Here is an 18,460-nt window from a genome sequence, read left to right as displayed (position 1 = left end):
ACTCCATGCCTCTCAATCAGCGTATCCGAATATCTCCATCGGTGCGGAGAGGTTGCGAGGGCGGACCATCCCCAGACTTTGCAAGCGGTGGTCTTTGAGGGTCATGCCGACGGTAGTCCCCGCGATGAGGCATCTGGTACCCTTCAGCTTGTTCAGCTCTTGCAGCCTCTGTGAAAGGTTCACCGCATCGCCGTAGAGTGTGTAGACCTGACGTTCGTCTGCGCCGACCGTCCCGGCCGCCACGCTGCCTGTGGCAATGCCGATCCGGAGGCGGATCGCCACTCCGTCGAACCGACGCGCCTCCACCATCGCCAGGATCTGCCTCGACGCCTCGATCGCCTTGTCGGCGTGGTTCTCGGTGGGAAGCGGGGCGTTGAAGGACGCGATGACGGCGTCGCCCACATAGTTGATGACGACTCCGTCGTGTTGGTCGACGATGCCCGTGATTGCGGTGAACAACTCGTTCAGGAGAGAGACAATCTGGACGGGAGGCATCGTCTCCGACAGTCGGGTGAAGCCCTCTATGTCAGCGAACAGCAGGGTCGTTTCCCTCGTCTGCGGAACAAGATGGCCTTCGTCGAGTAATTCCCGCAGTACGGGCGCCGGAACGTAGCGTTGGAAGAGATTGCGGACATGGCGATGGCTGGCATCGGCGTTCGCATGATCCTTTACGACCTGCCTGGCGCGGTAGACGGCAAGGGCGGCAGTCGCCGTCATCAAAGCGATGATCAAGGCTTCCTGCAACCTCGATGCGATGCCGATGAAGTTTGGGCTGAGAACGGTCTGGAAGTAGACATCGCGCGTCGGCGCGATCGGCAAGTCGCTGTAGGTCAGAACCTGCTCCATCCCGTTGACGATCCATCCGGTCGCAAACAGGAGACCGCAGACGGCCCAGGCTCCCGTCCACAGGACAAGGGTCGGTGACAGCGTCAGGGCGGATGCGGCGACGACCAGATAGTAGTGCTGGGTGGAACTGGTCAGGAACACGAGGTTCTGAGGGATGTCGTCGCCGCTGCTCAGCGGGACGAATGCCAGGAGACAAGTCACCGCGCTTGCATCGAACGCGAAAAGCGCAAACCTCGTCGCCATTTCAAAGCGTGTGCCTACTGCCAGGAGCGAGGCGAGCCCGCCGACCGCGATCATCGTCGTCGACATTGCCACAGCAACGTTGATTGGAAAGTAGAACGCGAACAGGGAGGCCAGAGCGATCGCCACGATGGCGATCGTCCGACCGATGACGGCAATCCTGAAGCCGTTGCGCTCAGCGTTAATCAGAGCGACCGCAACCGTATTGTTCTGACGATCGTGCCTGGAGACATCGGCCAATGCGGCATCCTCGTCGTTTCGCTTTGGTCTGTTCGTAGCCGAGACTTGATCCTCGCCGCTATGCGCGATCAGTTGAACAGCATCGATGTGGCGAAGCTGGTATCCGCCAACGGCCACTCCTCGGCGGCCAGACGCCATTTTACGTCGACGACCGCCTCCAGTGAGAGACGCCATTCACGGGGTTAGCGCGTTAGTTTCACAGTGATCTCGCCTGGGCGATCGAAGATCGAGACGTCCCCGGTGACCTTGCCGAGGATCACGATGCCCGGCAGGGGAACGCGGCCGTCCCGGTAGTAGATCACGAAGTCGCCCGATCCCCAGAGCCCAAGAGTTCCCGCAGAGAAGTCGCGCTGGCGCGAGCCCTCCGGAAGCGGTGACGGCAGGTCGCCCGTCTTCTCCTGGCGAAGGTGATCGCTCATCTGGATCGTGAGCGGCAGCATTCCCGCCAGCGAGCGAGCGGCGTCGTTGTCGGCCAGCTCGGCCGTTACATTCCCCCATTGCGAGGTGATCTGGATGGGTTGCTGAGCCATGGCGGGTTCCGTGATGAACAGGGCGAGGAGGGCGGCGGCGTAACGTCTGCGCATTATGGGGCTCCTTTCCGATATCCGCTCGTTGCGTTCGGGCTGCGAACGGTCAGAGCGACCATCCGCCGTCGACGGCGATCGAAGCGCCAGTCACGAATGCGCCGAGGTCCGAGGACATCCAGAGGACGGCCTCTGCGATCTCTTCAGGCTTTCCCAGTCGGCCGACGGGTTCGAGGTCGATGGCCTTCTGGATGTCGCCGTCGGTGAAGCGCTCCATCATCGGCGTGGCGATGTTGCCGGGTAGGACGCAGTTTACCCGGATGTTCAGCTTGGCGTAGTCGAGGGCGGCAGACTTCGTCATTCCGATCATCGCGTGCTTGGACGCTGAGTAAGAGGCACCGCCGGCAACGCCGCGCACGCCCGCACCCGACGAGGTGTTCACCACCACCCCGCTGCCCTGGCGCAGCATCTGAGCGATCTCGTGCTTCATGCACACGAAGGTACCGCGCAGGTTGATGCCGAGAATGCGGTCCCATTCCTCGAGTTCGATCTCGTGGAGCGGAGCAGCCTCGTTCTCGACGCCCGCATTGTTGAAGGCGCAGTCGAGCTGACCGAACCGTTCGACGACGCGTGCGACCGCGGCCTCGACCTCCTGCGGCCGGGAGACGTCGCAGGCGAGGACGAGTACCTCGCCGCCCGCGTTCAAGATGGCGTCGGCGGTGTCGCGAAGGGAGTCCTCGCTTAGATCGAGGATGGCAACCTTTGCGCCCTCTACGGCGAAGGCTAGGGCCGTGGCGCGACCGATGCCGTTGGCTGCCCCCGTGACCAAGGCGACCTTGCCGACGAAACGGTTGGGATTGGACATGGTGTTTCCTTTGGGATCGTGGGTTGGCGTGACGCGCCATTGGGTGTCGGTGCGTCACTTGCAGACGGATCCGAGTCCCGTTTCTGGTTGAAGGTCAGCTAAGGTTGCCGCGGAAGAACTCGGTCAGCTTGTCGAAGGGGATGAGCCCCGTGCGGTCGTAGAGGTCGACATGGCCGGCCCCCGGGATGATCACGAGTTCCTTCGGTTCCGCCGCGAGCTTGTAGGCCTCTTCGCTGAACTCGATCGAATGGGCCTCGCTTCCGGCGATGAAGAGCACCGGGCGCGGCGAGATCGCCTGGATCTCGGCGAAGGGGTGGAAGTTCATAAAGGCCGCGTTGCTCGAAAGGGTGGGCTGCGTTGTCGGCACATCCGGCTGTCCGGGCGGCGTGAACTCACCACGCGGCGTGCGATAGAAGTCGTAGAACTCACGCTGGATCGGGTTGGCGTCCGCTGTGAGTTCCGTGACCGTGCCGCCCGTGTAGGCGATGGGGGCGCCCTTGAATTCGGCCAGACGCTGTTCCGCCGCCACAGCAAGCATCGCCTTGCGCTGCTCCATCGTCACCCCTTTGCGCAGACCGTCGCGGTTCGCCGCGCCCATGTCGTACATGCTGACCGTCGCGATCGCCTTCATGCGCGGATCGATCTCGGCTGCGCTGAGGGCAAAGCTGCCACTGCCGCAGATGCCGAGGACGCCGATGTTCCCGGCGTTCACGAAGGCCTGCGTCGACAGGAAGTCCAATGCCGCGCTGAAGCAGTCGGCGTAGAGCTCGGGAGCCACGGTATTGCGAGGCTGGCCTTCGCTCTCGCCCCAGAACGGCAGGTCGAAGGACAGGGTGACGAAGCCCTGCTCGGCCAGCTTCTGGGCATAGAGGTTGGAGCTCTGCTCCTTCACCGCGCCCATCGGATGGCCGACGATGATCGCCGATGCCTGGGTGCTGCGGTCGAGGGTCTTCGGCACGAAGAGGTTGCCGACGACGTTCATGCCGAGCTTGTTGCGGAAGGAGACCTTCTGCATGTCGACGGTGTCGCTCTTGTAGAAGTTATCCGCGCCGTTGGACATGTCCTGGGCGAAGGCGTGGCGATCGGGCAGCATCACGACGGATGCCGAGGCGAGAAGCATGGAGAGCGAGAGGATCGTGGCGTGCATGGGTCTTCCTGACGAGGGTGGCGATGATGTTGGCCAACCTGCGGGCTGGCCTTCGATCAAAAACTAGTGCCTGTACGCCCTCCCCATTAGACGCTAGATCTCGCATAGAGCTATAAACAGGGGTTATCAGTCGTGCGGGAGAACGTCGGCGATCTCGTCGCATTCCTGGCTGTCGCCAGGGCTGGCAGTTTTACCCGGGCCGCCAAGGAACTGGGCGTCTCCCAGCCAGCACTGAGCCACACGCTGCGTGAGCTCGAGTCGAGGCTTGGTGTGCGTCTGCTGAACCGGACCACGCGCAGCGTTTCGACGACCGAGGCGGGAGAACGCCTTCTAAGGACCATCTCGCCCCACTTCGACGGAATCGAGGCAGGTCTCGCCGCTCTAACGGATGTCCGAGACAAGCCAGCCGGCACGGTGCGTATCTCCGTCGGTGATACGCCCGCCGAAGGAATCATCCTGCCGGTCGTCGCCAAGCTCCTGCCTGACTATCCCGATCTTCGCGTGGAGATCAGCGTCAACGCAGGGTTCGTCGACATCGTGGCAGAGCGCTTCGACGCCGGAGTGCGTCTTGGCGAAACAGTTGCGCAGGACATGGTTGCTGCGCGGATAGGCCCAGATACGCGGATGGCGATCGTCGGATCGCCTGGCTACTTCCGGTCCCGCAAAGCGCCGGACACCCCGCACGATCTGGCGGAGCACAACTGCATCAACCTTCGCTACACGGCAGACAGCGGCTGGGCGGTCTGGGAGTTCGAAAAGGCGGGCCGTGCCGTGAACGTACGTGTGAACGGCCAGCTTCTGGTCAACTCCAACACCCTTGCTCGCTTGGGAGCATTGGACGGGGTTGGCCTCGCCTATCTCCCCGCTGAGTACGTCGAGCCTTTCGTAAGCTGTGGAGCGTTGGTCAGCGTCCTCCAGGATTGGTGCGATCCGTTTCCCGGGTACTTCCTTTACTATCCTAGCCGCCGCCAACCGTCGGCGGCGTTCTCGATAGTTCTCGAGGCGCTTCGGCGTGGAAATTAAAGCGCCATGCCGATCGGACTACGTCTTCCCGACTAGTATCTGGGACGCACACCGCAGGCGGTCGCGCAGGTTGCGTTGTTAGCGCTGCTAGCGGTCAATCAGCCTCATGTTCTGTTCGGTGTAACGCTCGCCTTGCACGGGCATTTCGGCCAACACCCCGGCGATCGCCGCAAGGTCCTCCGACGTCAGCGTCACCGTTGAGGCGTCAACGTTCTCCTGAAGGCGGTGGAGCTTAGTTGTTCCCGGAATCGGCACGATCCAAGGCTTCTGCTCCAAGAGCCAAGCGAGGGCCACTTGCGCAGGTGTGACGCCTTTGCGTTCAGCAAGCGCACCGATGGCCGAGGCAAGTCGCTGGTTGGCCTGGCGCGCCTCGCCCTGGAAGCGCGGAAGCGTGTTGCGGATGTCGCCCTCACCGAAGGTCGTGCCCGTCTCGATGCGGCCCGTCAGGAACCCCTTACCAAGCGGGCTGAAGGGGATGAAGCCGATGCCGAGCTCCTCGAGCGTCGGCAGGATCTCGGCCTCGGGATCGCGGGTGAAGAGCGAGTACTCGCTCTGGAGCGCGGCGACCGGCTGGACGGCATGGGCCCGGCGGATCGTGGTGGCTCCAGCCTCCGACAGACCGAAATGCTTCACCTTCCCCTCGGCGATCAGGTTTTTGACCGTCCCCGCGACGTCCTCGATCGGGACGGCGGGATCAACGCGGTGCTGGTAGAACAGGTCGATGCGGTCGGTGCCGAGGCGCTTCAGCGATTGTTCGGCGACCAACCGGATTCGTTCCGGACGGCTGTCGAGCTCTCCTGTGCGTGCGCTGCCGTCCTTCCAGCCGAACTTGGTGGCAAGGACGACCTTGTCGCGGACGGACCCGAGCGCCTCGCCCACCAGCTCCTCGTTGGCGGCACCGTACGCTTCGGCAGTGTCGAAGAAAGTGACGCCCATGTTATGGGCGTCACGCACTAGCCGCACCGCATCTCCACGATCTGCCGCAGGGCCATAGCCGAACGACAGCCCCATGCAGCCGAAGCCGAGTTCCGACACGGTGAGGCCTTGCCTGCCGAGAATGCGAGTTTTCATGAGGATTCCTTTCTTTGAAGCGGCCCCCTCAATCGGAGCGCATTGCGGCGCCAGGTGCGCGTCAGTCGAGATTCCGAACCCGTTGGGGAGATGTCCAAGCGCCTAGCGGCGCCCGGTGTTCTCGTCGATCCACGCCAGGAGCATGTCGGCGACCTGGTTGCTGTTTCGGTCCATCATCATCATGTGGCTGTTGCCGCGCACACCCTGCTCCGGAAGGTGAAGTACCCGGGCGTTACCGCCGGCGGCCTGAACCCGTTCGACGAAGGTCTGGCAGTCCGCCAAGACATCCTGCCACGAGAAGCCCGGCATTCCGGTCGTGACGTCGAGGTGATCGCCGAACACTGCCAGGATCGGTAGTTTGGCGAAAATCGCGACTTGCTCGTCCGACCAGGTCGTCGCACCGCAGGAACCTGGCTCGAGAAGGATCAGGCCGCGGATGCCCGATGCATCGACCAGTGCGGCGTCGAGCGGCACGGAACCCGATTCGGAATGCCCGACAAGCACCGCGCCCCCTTCGATCGCGGCCGCAATGTCGGCCATCGCGGCGGCGTTGGGATTGGGCGTCGGCAGAACGGCGTTGAGATCGGGGATGGCTTGCCGCGAGAGGGCACCGGCGGAATCCGTGGGGAACTGCTCGTCCTTGAACGGCGTGCCGTAGTTCGGACCGAACCGGAACATGGTCCAGCCGAGCTGGTCGGAAATGCGGAACACATTGACGAGATCCGCCGGGGGCTTCGTCCCGGCGCGAACGTCATTGTAGACCGAGAGATCCACGCCGGAGCGGCCGCGTGACACTTGGTCGGCGACATAGGCCGGATGTCCCTGCCGCACGAAGTACTCGTACCAGCCCATGCGCCCGTCCGGTGTCGTATCGAAGGTCTTGCCGCTCAAGGTCGCCCCATGAAGCAGCACCACCGACACGCCGCTCCTCTCCTGCGGAACCATGTACTCGACGTACATCTGGTTGATCGTGATGTCGCCGCCGCTCGGAGGCGGCGCATTGACGATGCTGGAGAGCTGCTGGGCGGTCTGGGCCATGGTGTCGCCACCGACCATGAAGCTGCCTCGGTTGGCTAGTGTGAGGGGCGCCGCGGCTGGCTTGATGTCGGATAGCGCCTGCGCCTGCGCCACTTCCGGTGCTGCCGCTCCGACCAGCAGGATGACGCCGAACGCGGTTGCCCTGCTCAAGGCGCCGAGAGTTCTTGTTGTTGTCGACATCGTATCACCTTTCAAAGGCACGCCCTCGACGTGCTTCCCGGGGAGGTTTGCGGCCGCCTTGCGGTCAGAGGTCTTGGGCGGTGGGCCGGAAGACGATCTCGTTCACATCGACGTCCTCCGGCTGGCTTACGACGAAGGCGAGCATCCGGGCGTAGCTCTCGGCGGGGATGGCGACGCGGTTCACGTAGTCGCGGTTGGCTGACTGAATGTCCCCTTCGCTGATGTGGTCCAGGAGTTCGGTCGCGACCGCGCCCGGCGAGAGGAGCGTGGTGCGTATGTTGTACGGTTTGACCTCTTGCCGAAGCCCTTCCGAGAGCGCGCGCACGGCGTACTTTGTCGCGGAGTAGACCGCGGACGCCGGAAAAACCTTATGCGCTGCCACCGAGGCTGTGGTGACGATGTGGCCGGACCTGCGTTCCTTCATGTGAGGGAGGACAGCGGCGATCCCGTGGAGTACGCCCTTTAGGTTGACGTCGATCATCTGGTTCCACTCATCGACCTTCAATCGCTCAAGGGGCGAGAGGGGCATCACGCCGGCATTGTTGACGAGGACGTCGATCCGGCCATACGCCGCGATGGTGGCTTCAGCTAACTTGCCCATGTCGTCCATCCTGGTCACGTCGGCGGGGACCGCGATGGCGTTGCCACCCTTCGCGACGATCTCGGCGACGATGCGCTCGATGTGATCGGCACGCCGCGCCGCCGCGACGACGACTGCCCCCTTGGCGGCCAGATGGCGGGCGGCTGCCTCCCCCATTCCGCTCGAAGCCCCGGTGATGACGATCACCTTCCCCGCGATGTTGTCAGTCATGTTGTTCTCCTTTTTGGTCGGCGTGGACCGGCGGCAACCCATCAGAGACAGGTGCTTGCCAACCCGCTACGGCTTGGGCGATGACATCGCGATCCAGTGCCTCCGCGCCAGGGCAACGGCCGGGCCTTCTGAAACTGTGCTGGGCACCGTCCGTGATTATGAGGCGGTCACTCTGGGCCTTGGGACACGGGCGTGTCCGGAACGAACCGACGCGCCCGTCACCTTGCCTCACCGGTTCGCGTACTCTTCGTCGGTCACGAGCTCCATCCAGTCGACTGCCTTGCCGTCTTGGACATAGGTAACCGCGATGTGGCTCAAGGCGTTCGTGTCCGTTCCGCCATGCCAGTGCTTGATCCCGGCCGGGATCCACACGACGTCGCCTGGCTTAAGATCCTGGCGAGGCTGACCCTCCCGTTGCACCCATCCCTTGCCCGCAGTGACGATCAACGTCTGCCCGACCGGATGGGTGTGCCACGCGGTGCGCGCACCGGGGGCGAAGTTCACCAGCCCGAACGAAGCGGGCGCCTTGACCGAGGACGGCACGGGGAGGTCGATGACCACCTGGCCGGAGAAGTTCTTGGGATCGGCGGTCACCGAGGGCGACGAGCCGCTCGGGAACACTTGGATTTCCTGTGCGTCGGCAGAGGCGGCGCCCGCGAGAGCGAACGTGGCGGCCATCAGGGTCTTCTTCATGGTGGGTCCTTCGTGTTGGTATCAAAAACAGTCTTCGAGGTTCGGGCAGGCGTAAGGCCCGTCAGTCGGGTCGGCTCTTGAAGACCTCCACGACGACCGGCCCCGCGGAGAAGGCGTTCGGCCAGCCCGCGTAGAAAGCAATCTGCGAGACAACCTCGCCTGCCTCTTCCTTCTTCAAGCCGTTGTCCAAGGCCCGGTTCAGATGGCCTGAAAGCTGGGCGATCTGTCCGTTCGCCATCAGCGCGGTGATGGTGACGAGGCTCCGGTCACGCGGAGACAGGTCCGGTCGCAGCCAGACGTCCCGGAAGAGCGGATCGGTGGTGAACTGGTCAAGGCCAGGCGTTGCGGCGCCGAGCAGGCTCTCAACACTCGCCTGTCGGCTTGCCTCCGCCTGCTCGTTCACCGGGAGGAGTTCGGGGGACGCCGCCGGCAACTGGTCGGCACCGATCCCGCGCGAGGCGAAGACGTCCTTGGCGACGGCGACGGCAGCCGTGGCGTTCGACCAGCCGGCGTAGAAGGCCAGATGCGTGACAGTCTCGGACAGTTCGCGTGGTGTAACGCCACCGTCGAGGGCGACGTTCAGGTAGTGGTCGAGGTCCATTGTCTGGTTGCGGGCTACGAGGATCGCCACGGTGACGAGGGCTCGGTCGCGGCGCGAAAGCTGCGGGCGCTGCCAAAGGGCTTCGACGATGTCTTCCTGACCAAATCTGGCAAGCGCGGGCGAGACGGACTGGATGTCGGCTGGAGACAGAGCCGAGGCCCCTTGCAGGGGAACGGGCATGTCGGCTGCTCCTTGCGCGATGGCGGGGGCGCTGAGCGCAATGCACATGAGGGTGGCGGAAAGCAGTTTCACAGGCTCGTTCCTTTTCAGAGCGATCGGTTCTCCGACTTTGCCGGGTGCGACGTTGTCCGGCCAACCGAACTCTCAAGGAGCGGCTATTGGCCATGCCGTCACGGTGACCGTGAGGGCTAATGGAAAAGTGGGAGGTGCACCGACCGAGGATTAGGCCAGACATTCGTCATACGGCTATAAGCCTGGTTTATGAATTGGCCGGGTGATCTAAGTGGCTTTGAGCCTGACCCGTGCTGGAGAACGCATCTTCACCTACCTTGAGGTGAATCTTGGCATCCTCGTAGCCAACCGTGTTGGTCCGCTTCTGAACTGATAAGCTCGGAACCTGCCTTTCGGCTTTCCACCCGGCTAAGACAATCAGAGCTCCTGAGGCAATCTGGCTGAAGCTATCTGTTGACGCAGCGTGCTCGCCCAGTCATTCTCTCCCGGTATCTCGAGGGGTGTGCCGCCAGGCACTGAGATGGTGCAAACCGAACCCTTGAACCTGATCCGGGTCATGCCGGCGTAGGAACGAGAAACGGGACCGTGGGTCCCCCGATCCGTCTCATTGCGCATCATTGTATCCGATCGCCCGGGCTCCGACCCCTTGAGATCGCGCATGACGGTGGCATCCGACCAGCTTCTTTCCTTCAACCCCGGAAAAGCCTCCCGGTTGATCATGCTGGGCTGGACAAGCCTCCGCGGCTGCCTTGCCGTCCTCGCGGTCTGGCAACTTGCCACCGTCTCGTTCGACCTGCCCCGATACATATTGCCAACACCCCTGGCGGTCGCGCAGGCGCTGGTCTGGCGCTTTTCGTTCTTGGTCGAGAACGCCGCGACGACGGTAGTTGAGGCGATCCTGGGTCTCGCCTTAGGCACGATGGCGGGCATTCTCTCCGGAGCCGCTGTAGTAGGTTTCCCGCGGTTCGGCGCTCCCGCTTGGCCCGTGCTTCTCGTCCTCCAGGCCATCCCGGTCTTCGCTCTCGCGCCGTTGTTGGTGATCTGGTTCGGCTTCGGGATGACCTCGAAGATCGTGATGGCGGCGCTGATCCTGTTCTTCCCGATTGCGTCCGCATTTGCCGACGGGCTGCGGCGGACCGACGCCGCGCTGGTCGAAGTGGCAGAACTCGCCGGCGCCAGCCGTTTCCAGACCTTCAGGTGGGTGCGGATCCCGCTTGCCGTTCCCGCCTTAGTGACAGGTCTGCGGGTCGCCGCGCCGCTGGCGCCGCTGGGTGCCGTCATTGGCGAATGGGTTGGTGCCTCAGGCGGGCTCGGCTTCGTGATGATCCAGGCCAATGCACGGATGCAGACCGAGATCATGTTCGCCGCCCTGGCGCTGCTTGCCGCGATGACGCTCGTCCTGCGTCTTCTGGTCGACGCCATTGCGGCTCGGCTAACGCCCTGGGCGGTCGAACGATGAATATAAACTCCCTGTCGAAAGGCCCTTGCCCATGCTGAGAAGAACCCTGCTGGGAGTGCCGCTGCTCCTGCCGACCTTGTTGCGTGTCCAGCCCGCCGCCGCCGCCGCCCGTCTCACGGTCTTGCTGGAGTGGTTCGTCAATCCGGACCACGCGCCGCTGGTGCTCGCGCAGAAGCTCGGACTGTTTACGGACAGAGGACTAACGGTGGATCTCGTCCCGCCCGCCGATCCATCAGCCCCGCCGCGGCTTGTCGCCGCAAGCCAGGCTGACATCGCGGTACACTACCAGCCGAACCTCATTCTCGACGTCGCCGCGGGCCTTCCCCTGGTGCGGTTCGGAACGCTCGTGGCGACGCCGCTCAACACGCTGATCGTCCTTGCCAACGGACCCGTGAAGACGCTGGCGGACCTCAAGGGCAAGCGTATCGGCTTCTCGGTCTCCGGCTTCGAGGATGCCATGCTCGGCGCGATGCTAGCTTCCGCCGGGCTGACGTTGGCAGACGTCGAACTCGTCAACGTCAATTTTGCGCTGACGCCGTCTCTGATCTCCGGGCGCGTCGATGCCACCGTCGGTGGCTTCAGGAACTTCGAGCTTACACAGATGCAGATCGAAGGGCATGAAGGCCGCGCTTTTCTGCCGGAAGAGCACGGCGTGCCGGCCTACGACGAACTGATCTACGTGACCCGCCGCGACTTGGCGGCCGACCCGCGCCTGCCGCTCTTCCTCTCCGCGGTCGAGGAAGCGACCCGCCGGCTGGTAGACAAGCCGGATGAGGGATGGCGGCTGTTCCTCGAAGCCCATCCGGACCTGGACGACCGATTGAACCGGCAGGCTTTCCTCGACACTCTGCCCCGCTTCGCCCGCCACCCCGCAAGGCTGGATAGCGAACGCACGGCCCGCTTCGGTGTCTTCATGAAGGAGATGAAGGCGATCGAAAGCGTTCCGACCGTGGCTGAGATCGCAGTGGAGCTCGCTCGATGACGCCCGCTTCGGTTGCCGAGCTTCTGGCGCGACTTCGGAAGCGTCGTCCCCGGGTGCATGCCTTGACCAACACCGTCGTTCAGATGCGCACCGCCGACGGCTTGTCCGCCCTCGGTGCCGTGCCTTCGATGACGGTGGACCCCGACGAGATAGCTGAAGTAGCCGGGGCGGCAGATGCGCTGCTCGTCAATCTAGGCACCCTCGACCGATCGCGCCGGGATGCGATCGAGATCGCCGTGACCCTTTTTGCCGGAAGCGGCCGCCCGTGGGTCCTCGACCCGGTAAAATGTGACATCGCGGAACGACGCAGGGTGCTGGCGGCAGAACTCATCCGCCGCAGCCCGACGCTGGTTCGGGCCAATGCCGAGGAGATGCGGGTCCTCTCACCAACCGGCGCACGGTTGGAAACAAGCGCTACGGACCAGATCACCGTCGGCTCAAGGACGATATTCGTTGCAAACGGGCACCCCTGGTTGGCGCTTGTCACCGGCACCGGCTGCCTGTCGGGCGCCATCGCTGCAGCCTTTCTGACGGTCGAGGACGACCCATTGCAGGCCGCCGTCGCGACCGCTGTCGTTCTTGGCATCGCGGCGGAAAAGGGAGCGGCCCGGGCGGCCGGACCCGGCACCTTCGCCGCGACCCTCCTGGATGTTCTCTCAGACCTATCGAGCGAGGATATCCTCACCCTTGCAAGGATCACCGGATGATCGACATTTCTCTTCACGCCATTGTAGATGCTGGGTCTTGCGGTCTGGATCGTCTTCCCGCTCTGGCGCGCCTTTCGGCGGAACACGGTGCGACGCTGGTCCAGTATCGCGACAAGACGTCCGCGACCCGGGACATGATCGAGCGCGCTTCGGCGATCCGGGGGGCGCTCGCCGGAACGGGAATACCCCTTCTCATCAACGACCGTGTCGATGTCGCCCTCGCGGCCGGCGCCGACGGCGTGCATCTCGGTCGCGACGACATGACGGGGGCGACGGCTCGTCGCCTGCTCGGCCCAGACGCGTTCATCGGTGCGACAGTGAAGGATCTGGCGGACGCCGATACGGCGCTTGGTGCCCCGATCGACTATGCCTGCATTGGCGGCGTCTTCGAGACGCTCTCGAAGCAGAACCCGGATGCACCAGTGGGTCTTGAGGGCTTCAGGACGCTCCGGGAACGGCTGGCTGCGGGAAATCCCCATCTACCCGTCGGCGCGATCGCCGGCATCGATCTTGCCCACGTTTCGTCGATTATGGGGGCCGGCGCCGACGGGATCGCGGTGATCTCGGCCATCTTCGGGCAGCGAGACCCCGCCGGGGCAACGCGTGCCCTACGGATGGCGGTCGATGCCGAAAGGGCGCGCCGATGACCGCGATAGCGCTGACGATTGCAGGTTCCGACAGCGGCGGCGGTGCCGGGATCCAGGCCGACCTCAAGACCTTCTCGGCGCTCGGCGTCTATGGCGCCAGCGCGATCACGGCCGTGACCGCGCAGAACACGACGGGCGTTCGTGCCGTCGCTTATCTGTCAGCCGACATGGTGACAGCCCAGATCGATGCCGTACTGGAGGACATGGCTGTCGGCGCGATCAAGATCGGTATGGCCGGAAACAGGGAAACCATCATCGCCATCGCCGAGGCACTTCGTCAGCACGGGCGGCGCGCCGTTGTCGATCCGGTCATGGTGGCGACGTCCGGTGACAGGCTGTTGGCGGCGGAGGCCGTGGATGTCCTTGTCCGGCACCTTCTGCCACTTGCGATCATCGCTACCCCCAATCTCCCCGAGGCGGCACTCCTTTCCGGCATGCCGATCGCCAGAAACGAGGCCGACATGATCCGCCAGGGCCGAGCGATCCTAAACCATGGTGTTGCGGCCGTGCTGGTGAAGGGCGGGCATCTTGGCGGCCCGAAGAGCGTCGACATCCTGGTCACCGCGCACGGTCCCTCGCAGCGCTTCGTTTCGGCCCGCCTACCCACCCGTCACGACCATGGCACCGGCTGCACCCTCTCGGCGGCGATCGCGGCGGGGCTCGCGAAGGGCGCCATGCTCGCCGACACCGTGGAGACTGCAAAGGACTATCTGACTCGCGCCCTGGCGGCGGCGGACGGCCTGGAGGTCGGCGGTGGCCGCGGGCCAGTGCATCATTTTCATCACTGGTGGGAGAAGTGAGCCCAATGGATCGGCCACTGCATGGCCTTGCGGACCAGCTCGCCCAGGAGAAGGAAGCGTGATGCCGACCACCCGCAGAACCGTTCTGGGCGGACTTGGCCTTCTGGCGGCACCGGGGCTGATGCGAAGCGCCTGGGCCGCGCCACATCGGCTGACCGTCGCCTCGCTCCTCGGTCCGGATAAGCCGGAGACCCGGATCTGGCTGCACATCCGCGACCTCGTGGAGCGGGAACGGCCCGGCGCGTTCCGCTTCAACATCGTGCCGAATGCCGCGCTCGGCGGCGAGCGTCAGGTGCTGGAGGGCATGCGGCTCGGCTCGATCCAAGCGGGGCTGGCCACCGCCGCCTCGCTGGCGACTTGGGTCCCGTCCTGCGAGGCGCTGGATCTTCCCTTTGCCTTCCGCGACGGCGCCCATCTTCACCGCGTACTGGCCGGCGAGATGGGCCAAAGCATTGCGGCTGGGTTGAGCGACAGCGGCTTCGAAGCGCCGGCCTTCATCGACTACGGGCCGCGCAACCTCCTCGCCCGAAGCGCCCTGCCTCTTCCCGAGGCAATGAGGGGACGCCGGATACGCGTCATCGACAACGCGCTTCATCGGCGCCTCTGGCAGGCCTTCGGAGCCGTGCCGGCGGCCATTCCCATCCCCGAGACCTACAATGCGCTCGGCAACGGCGTGGTCGACACGATGGACCTGACGCTTCCCGCCAGCGTCGGCTTCAAGCTCTACGAGGTCGTTCCGGTAACGACAGAGACCCGGCACATCCGCGCAGCCGGAGCGGTCCTCTTCTCGGCCGCTTTCTGGGCCCGGTTGGACGGGCCGGAAAAGACGCTGCTGACCCGAGCGGCCCGCGACGGCGCGGTGCGCTTCGCCACGCTCCTTGCCGAGCAGGAGGCGGCAGGGCGCGCGGAGGCCGTCTCGGGCGGTGGCCGTTTCGTACCCGCCGAGGCGCCTGAACGCTGGGAAGGGATTGCCCGCACGATCTGGCCGGCGACGGCCGGCGCATGGGGCGGAATGGCCCGGCTGGAGGCGCTCCTACGATGAGCGCCCGATCGGCATCACCGACGGAAAGGCGAGCATGAAAGCGTCGACGCCTTTGCCGACAAGGGCACTCGATGCGCTACAGGGCGTACTCGGCACGCTGGCCGCCTTTCTCCTCCTGCTGCTGCTCGGCATCGTGCTGGCTAATGTGGCGGCGCGCGCGGGCGGCTATGGCATTGCCGGCCTCGAGGAGGTGACGATCTGGCTGCATTTGGGGCTTGTCGCCTTCGCGGCGCCGCTTGCGCTGTCCGGGCCGCTGTCGATGCGTATCCAGGGTCTGCGCGATCGGCTGTCCGCTCCCCTGCGGGGCGCTGCCGTCATCGCCGCGGATGCCGTGGTGGTGGCTGTCGCCCTAGTCTTCCTGTCAGGCGGCGCGTCGGCGGGGATGGCCGTCGGCGGCGTCTCCCCCAGCCTCGGGCTCCCGGAAGGATGGCGCTTCCTTCTCTTCGCCGTTTCCGGCGGACTGACGCTCGCCTGCCTGTTGCTGACACGCTGGAGGGAGGGAAGGACCGGACCGGGCGTCGCGGCGCTCGCACTCGGCACCTGCTTGTACCTGGCGACCCTGGCGGACTTTTCCTCTGCCGGCCTGCCGTCCAGTGTCGTCGCGCTTGCCGCCGTGATGCTTGCCATCGCGCTCGGAGCCCCCCTGGCGCACGCCTTCCTGTTCGGCGCAGCCCTATCGGCGCCTTTCGGCGGCCTGCTGCCAGAAGCCGCGCTCGTCGCGACCGCCGTGTCTGGCCTGTCGAAATTCCTGCTGCTCGCCGTGCCCTTCTTTCTGCTGACGGGCGCCCTTCTATCGGCGTCGGGGGCCGCCGACCGCCTCGTGCGGCTGTCGGCCAGCCTCGTCGGCCATTGCCGCGCCGGCCTGGCGCAGACAACTCTCCTGACCAGCTTCCTTTTCTCGGGGGCCTCCGGCTCGTCGATCGCCAATGCAGCCTTCGGCGCCAAGACCTTCGGCCGCGCCCTGATCCGGCGTGGCCATCCGCCCGCCGAGGCGGCCGCCCTCGTGGCGGCGACCTCGGTCCTCGACAATGTGGTGCCGCCCTCCATCGCCTTCCTGTTGCTCGCCGCCGTAACCAACCTTTCGGTCGGCAGCCTGCTCGTCGGGGGCCTCATTGCCGGCCCGCTGATGGCGCTGGCGCTGGCCGTCGTCATCCACGCCAAGGGCGCGGCGATCGAGCCGGGCGGGAAAAAGGCGTCCGGATCGGAGCGGCTGGCTGCTCTTCGGTCGGCGCTTCCCGCTCTCGGCCTCGGCGTGGTGGTCGTCACCTTCATCCGCTTCGGACTGGTGACGACGACGGAGGCTGCGGCCTTGGCCGCCGCCTACTGCGGCCTGCTTGGCCTGCACGCAAGATTGGGGTGGCGGGGCCTTGCCGAAACGCTGCGAACGGCTGGGCAGGAAAGCGCGGCGATCGGCCTCCTGATCGCCAGCGCGGCGCCGTTCTCCTACCTCTTGGCGGTGGACGGGGTCGGATCATGGCTGGCCGATCTCACGGCGGTGCTGGGAACCTCGCCGCTCGCCGTCCTGGTGCTGGCCAATCTCGTCCTGCTGGGGGCCGGCCTCTTCCTCGACATCGGCGCCGCCATTCTCCTGCTCGCGCCGATCCTGCTGCCACCCGTCGTCGCCGCGGGCATCGACCCCGTGCACTTCGGCGTCATTCTGGTCGTCAACCTGATGATCCACGGGCTGATGCCTCCCATTGGCATCCTAGTCCACGTCGTTGCCGGGATCGCTGAGGTGTCGCCGACGACCGTGTTCGCCAAGGTCGTTCCATATGTCCTGGCGTTGCTAGCCGTTCTAGCGATGCTTTGCCTCGGCGCAGTCATTCATACCGGGTGAACCTTTGCTCCAATTCCGGTGAATGGGATGTCGTGGCTCCCTCTATTTCAACTGCTCTGAAAATGAAGAATACACTCTAGCCAGGGGCAGTTTTACGCGCGAAACGATCAGAAGCTGACTGGCAGGAATCCACCCTGCCTTGCAGTCGGAACGGCCGCGGGAATGCTCCGAAGCAGCCGTTCCTTTGACGAAGGCGGCGACGGATTGCTAGATTTCAGTGCTCTCTGCGAGTGCCAGGGCATCCTCTACATCAACACCGAGGTAGCGAACCGTGCTCTCGATCTTGGTATGCCCGAGAAGGATCTGCACGGCCCGAAGGTTGCCGGTTGCCTTGTAGATGATCGATGCCTTCGTCCTTCGAAGCGAATGCGTACCATAGTTTTCTTTTCGAAGGCCGATTCCCGTTACCCATTCATCAACGAGGCGGGCGTACTGGCGCGTGCTCAAATGAGTTGAATGATCAATGCGGCTCGGGAAGGCGTAGTCGTCGATAGTGCCGCCGCGACGCTCCAACCATGAAAGAAGGCTTCCTCGCGCCGCCTCCAAGAGCTCGAACTGCACAGGTCGCTTCGTTTTCCGTTGCACGACAATGGCCCGGGCCCGGATGCGCCCGCCCGACACGAGCTCGCCGATCTTGACCTTGACGACGTCACAGCCGCGCAGTTTGCTGTCGATGGCAAGATCGAACAGCGCCCGGTCGCGCAACCGGCCTTCGTGATCAAGCCAGAAGCGGATCGCCCAAACCTGTGGTGCCTTCAGCGCACGTTTGGCCCCGACTATCCTTCCGGCGTTCCAAGCTTTCCGGTCGCCAAAGACCGGATCAAACTGTGAATGTCCCATCGTCGTTCTCCCACGGCCGAAATGGCCAAAGGGAGAACTGATCTCAGTTTTGGATTGGCTTCTCCGCGCCGACAGGCAGCGACCCAAACATGCCGCTTGAGGCGCTAGCACTCAGAAGCGGACGTTACTCTCCATCCGCTCGCTCCACCAAATTGTAAGGCTTTGCCGAGCCTGCCTCAGAGTTCGTCGATGGCTCGTCGATAAAGTGACGAACTCGCGACGCCACTAAACGATTGAGCGGCCACACTTCGCGGATAAGCTATCGAACCTTGGCGCGATGAACTAGGACGGTGACGAGTTGGCCATTGTTCAGCAGGGTCCGCACGGGGGACTCGGGCATCGGGCAGAGCAATGGCTTTGATCGTTCGTCGACATCTACCAATGCCCTTGAACAGCGGTGTCATCGTCAACACAAGAACCGGGACGCCTTCGCCTATCCCGGTGCGGCTTGCGCCGCTTGAACGCAACGGTGCCGCCTGTCTACTGGCCACCCAAGCCGGAAATGATTTCCGATGCGGCCTTGGGCCGAAAGCTACCTATCCACGTGCGGCGCGAACTCGCACTTAGCTGCCACTCTGCCCACGACCCACTTAAGTCGCCGACGCCGCTGAGGGATTGGCTCAAAATCTGACGTCGTCTATCAACCGCTTTGAAGCGTTGAGAAACGCCTGCATA

The 18,460-nt window shown here is 64.4% G+C and carries 18 protein-coding genes and 1 riboswitch; of the genes, 8 read left to right on the top strand and 10 right to left on the bottom strand.

Features of this window, described 5'->3' with window-relative positions; translation table 11 throughout:
- Nucleotides 1-12 precede the first annotated feature (12 nt).
- The 4 genes from ACZLZQ_RS14485 to ACZLZQ_RS14470 all read right to left on the bottom strand — a co-directional run bounded on the left by ACZLZQ_RS14485 (nt 13) and on the right by ACZLZQ_RS14470 (nt 3,862).
- Nucleotides 13-1,326 (bottom strand): adenylate/guanylate cyclase domain-containing protein, encoded by a 1,314-nt coding sequence (locus tag ACZLZQ_RS14485; protein ID WP_472949981.1) that lies wholly within the window; start codon nt 1,324-1,326, stop codon nt 13-15.
- A 182-nt stretch (nt 1,327-1,508) separates the two neighbouring features.
- On the bottom strand, nt 1,509-1,910 hold the full coding sequence (locus ACZLZQ_RS14480) for a cyclophilin-like fold protein (RefSeq protein WP_472949980.1): 402 nt from the start codon (nt 1,908-1,910) through the stop codon (nt 1,509-1,511).
- Between the two features lie 49 nt (nt 1,911-1,959).
- Nucleotides 1,960-2,715 (bottom strand): glucose 1-dehydrogenase, encoded by a 756-nt coding sequence (locus ACZLZQ_RS14475; protein WP_472949979.1) that lies wholly within the window; start codon nt 2,713-2,715, stop codon nt 1,960-1,962.
- A gap of 94 nt (nt 2,716-2,809) precedes the next feature.
- The gene (locus ACZLZQ_RS14470) at nt 2,810-3,862 is read right to left on the bottom strand and encodes an alpha/beta hydrolase (RefSeq protein ID WP_472949978.1); all 1,053 of its coding nucleotides are present in this window, start codon (nt 3,860-3,862) and stop codon (nt 2,810-2,812) included.
- Nucleotides 3,863-3,994: 132 nt separating this feature from the next.
- On the opposite strand from ACZLZQ_RS14470, the gene ACZLZQ_RS14465 reads away from it, so the two are divergent.
- Nucleotides 3,995-4,885, top strand: coding sequence for a LysR family transcriptional regulator (locus ACZLZQ_RS14465; protein WP_472949977.1), 891 nt, complete (start codon nt 3,995-3,997; stop codon nt 4,883-4,885).
- 87 nt (nt 4,886-4,972) lie between these two features.
- Here ACZLZQ_RS14465 and ACZLZQ_RS14460 read toward each other — a convergent pair whose 3' ends face one another.
- The 5 genes from ACZLZQ_RS14460 to ACZLZQ_RS14440 all read right to left on the bottom strand — a co-directional run bounded on the left by ACZLZQ_RS14460 (nt 4,973) and on the right by ACZLZQ_RS14440 (nt 9,507).
- The gene (locus ACZLZQ_RS14460) at nt 4,973-5,956 is read right to left on the bottom strand and encodes an aldo/keto reductase (RefSeq protein WP_472949976.1); all 984 of its coding nucleotides are present in this window, start codon (nt 5,954-5,956) and stop codon (nt 4,973-4,975) included.
- A gap of 102 nt (nt 5,957-6,058) precedes the next feature.
- Nucleotides 6,059-7,144, bottom strand: a complete 1,086-nt coding sequence (locus tag ACZLZQ_RS14455; RefSeq protein WP_472949975.1) for an alpha/beta hydrolase family protein — start codon at nt 7,142-7,144, stop codon at nt 6,059-6,061.
- Between the two features lie 94 nt (nt 7,145-7,238).
- Entirely contained in the window at nt 7,239-7,985 is a 747-nt protein-coding gene (locus tag ACZLZQ_RS14450) for an SDR family oxidoreductase (RefSeq protein ID WP_472949974.1), read from the bottom strand.
- A 228-nt stretch (nt 7,986-8,213) separates the two neighbouring features.
- Nucleotides 8,214-8,678, bottom strand: coding sequence for a (R)-mandelonitrile lyase (locus ACZLZQ_RS14445; protein ID WP_472949973.1), 465 nt, complete (start codon nt 8,676-8,678; stop codon nt 8,214-8,216).
- A gap of 61 nt (nt 8,679-8,739) precedes the next feature.
- Nucleotides 8,740-9,507, bottom strand: a complete 768-nt coding sequence (locus ACZLZQ_RS14440) for a carboxymuconolactone decarboxylase family protein (protein WP_472950396.1) — start codon at nt 9,505-9,507, stop codon at nt 8,740-8,742.
- A 450-nt stretch (nt 9,508-9,957) separates the two neighbouring features.
- Nucleotides 9,958-10,059: riboswitch (TPP riboswitch) on the top strand.
- A 130-nt stretch (nt 10,060-10,189) separates the two neighbouring features.
- Between ACZLZQ_RS14440 and ACZLZQ_RS14435 the strand changes: the two genes are divergently transcribed.
- The 7 genes from ACZLZQ_RS14435 (at nt 10,190) to ACZLZQ_RS14405 (ending at nt 16,945) form a co-directional block, all read left to right on the top strand.
- Entirely contained in the window at nt 10,190-10,930 is a 741-nt protein-coding gene (locus ACZLZQ_RS14435; RefSeq protein ID WP_472950395.1) for an ABC transporter permease, read from the top strand.
- Between the two features lie 34 nt (nt 10,931-10,964).
- A complete protein-coding gene (locus ACZLZQ_RS14430; protein ID WP_472950394.1) occupies nt 10,965-11,912 on the top strand; it encodes an ABC transporter substrate-binding protein in 948 nt (315 codons plus the stop codon).
- Nucleotides 11,909-12,619 carry a hydroxyethylthiazole kinase gene (locus ACZLZQ_RS14425; RefSeq protein ID WP_472949972.1) on the top strand — a complete coding sequence of 237 codons (711 nt, stop codon included), beginning with the start codon at nt 11,909-11,911 and terminating at the stop codon, nt 12,617-12,619. Before ACZLZQ_RS14430 ends, ACZLZQ_RS14425 begins: the two co-directional genes overlap by 4 nt.
- Nucleotides 12,616-13,266: a thiamine phosphate synthase gene (gene thiE / locus ACZLZQ_RS14420; protein WP_472949971.1), complete on the top strand. Its 651-nt coding sequence runs from the start codon at nt 12,616-12,618 to the stop codon at nt 13,264-13,266. The genes ACZLZQ_RS14425 and thiE overlap by 4 nt, the downstream gene beginning before the upstream one ends.
- On the top strand, nt 13,263-14,066 hold the full coding sequence (thiD, locus tag ACZLZQ_RS14415) for a bifunctional hydroxymethylpyrimidine kinase/phosphomethylpyrimidine kinase (protein WP_472949970.1): 804 nt from the start codon (nt 13,263-13,265) through the stop codon (nt 14,064-14,066). Before thiE ends, thiD begins: the two co-directional genes overlap by 4 nt.
- A 61-nt stretch (nt 14,067-14,127) precedes the next feature.
- Nucleotides 14,128-15,108: a TRAP transporter substrate-binding protein gene (locus tag ACZLZQ_RS14410; protein WP_472949969.1), complete on the top strand. Its 981-nt coding sequence runs from the start codon at nt 14,128-14,130 to the stop codon at nt 15,106-15,108.
- A 34-nt stretch (nt 15,109-15,142) separates the two neighbouring features.
- Nucleotides 15,143-16,945 carry a TRAP transporter large permease gene (locus ACZLZQ_RS14405; RefSeq protein WP_472949967.1) on the top strand — a complete coding sequence of 601 codons (1,803 nt, stop codon included), beginning with the start codon at nt 15,143-15,145 and terminating at the stop codon, nt 16,943-16,945.
- 207 nt (nt 16,946-17,152) lie between these two features.
- Here ACZLZQ_RS14405 and ACZLZQ_RS14400 read toward each other — a convergent pair whose 3' ends face one another.
- Complete coding sequence (locus ACZLZQ_RS14400) at nt 17,153-17,785, bottom strand: tyrosine-type recombinase/integrase (protein ID WP_472949966.1); 633 nt, start codon at nt 17,783-17,785, stop codon at nt 17,153-17,155.
- Nucleotides 17,786-18,460 lie beyond the last annotated feature (675 nt).

This window comes from Mesocryomonas lacus (genome assembly GCF_055730105.2).
Note: the sequence above shows the minus strand (reverse complement) of the source record. Positions and strands in the feature narration are given on the sequence as shown.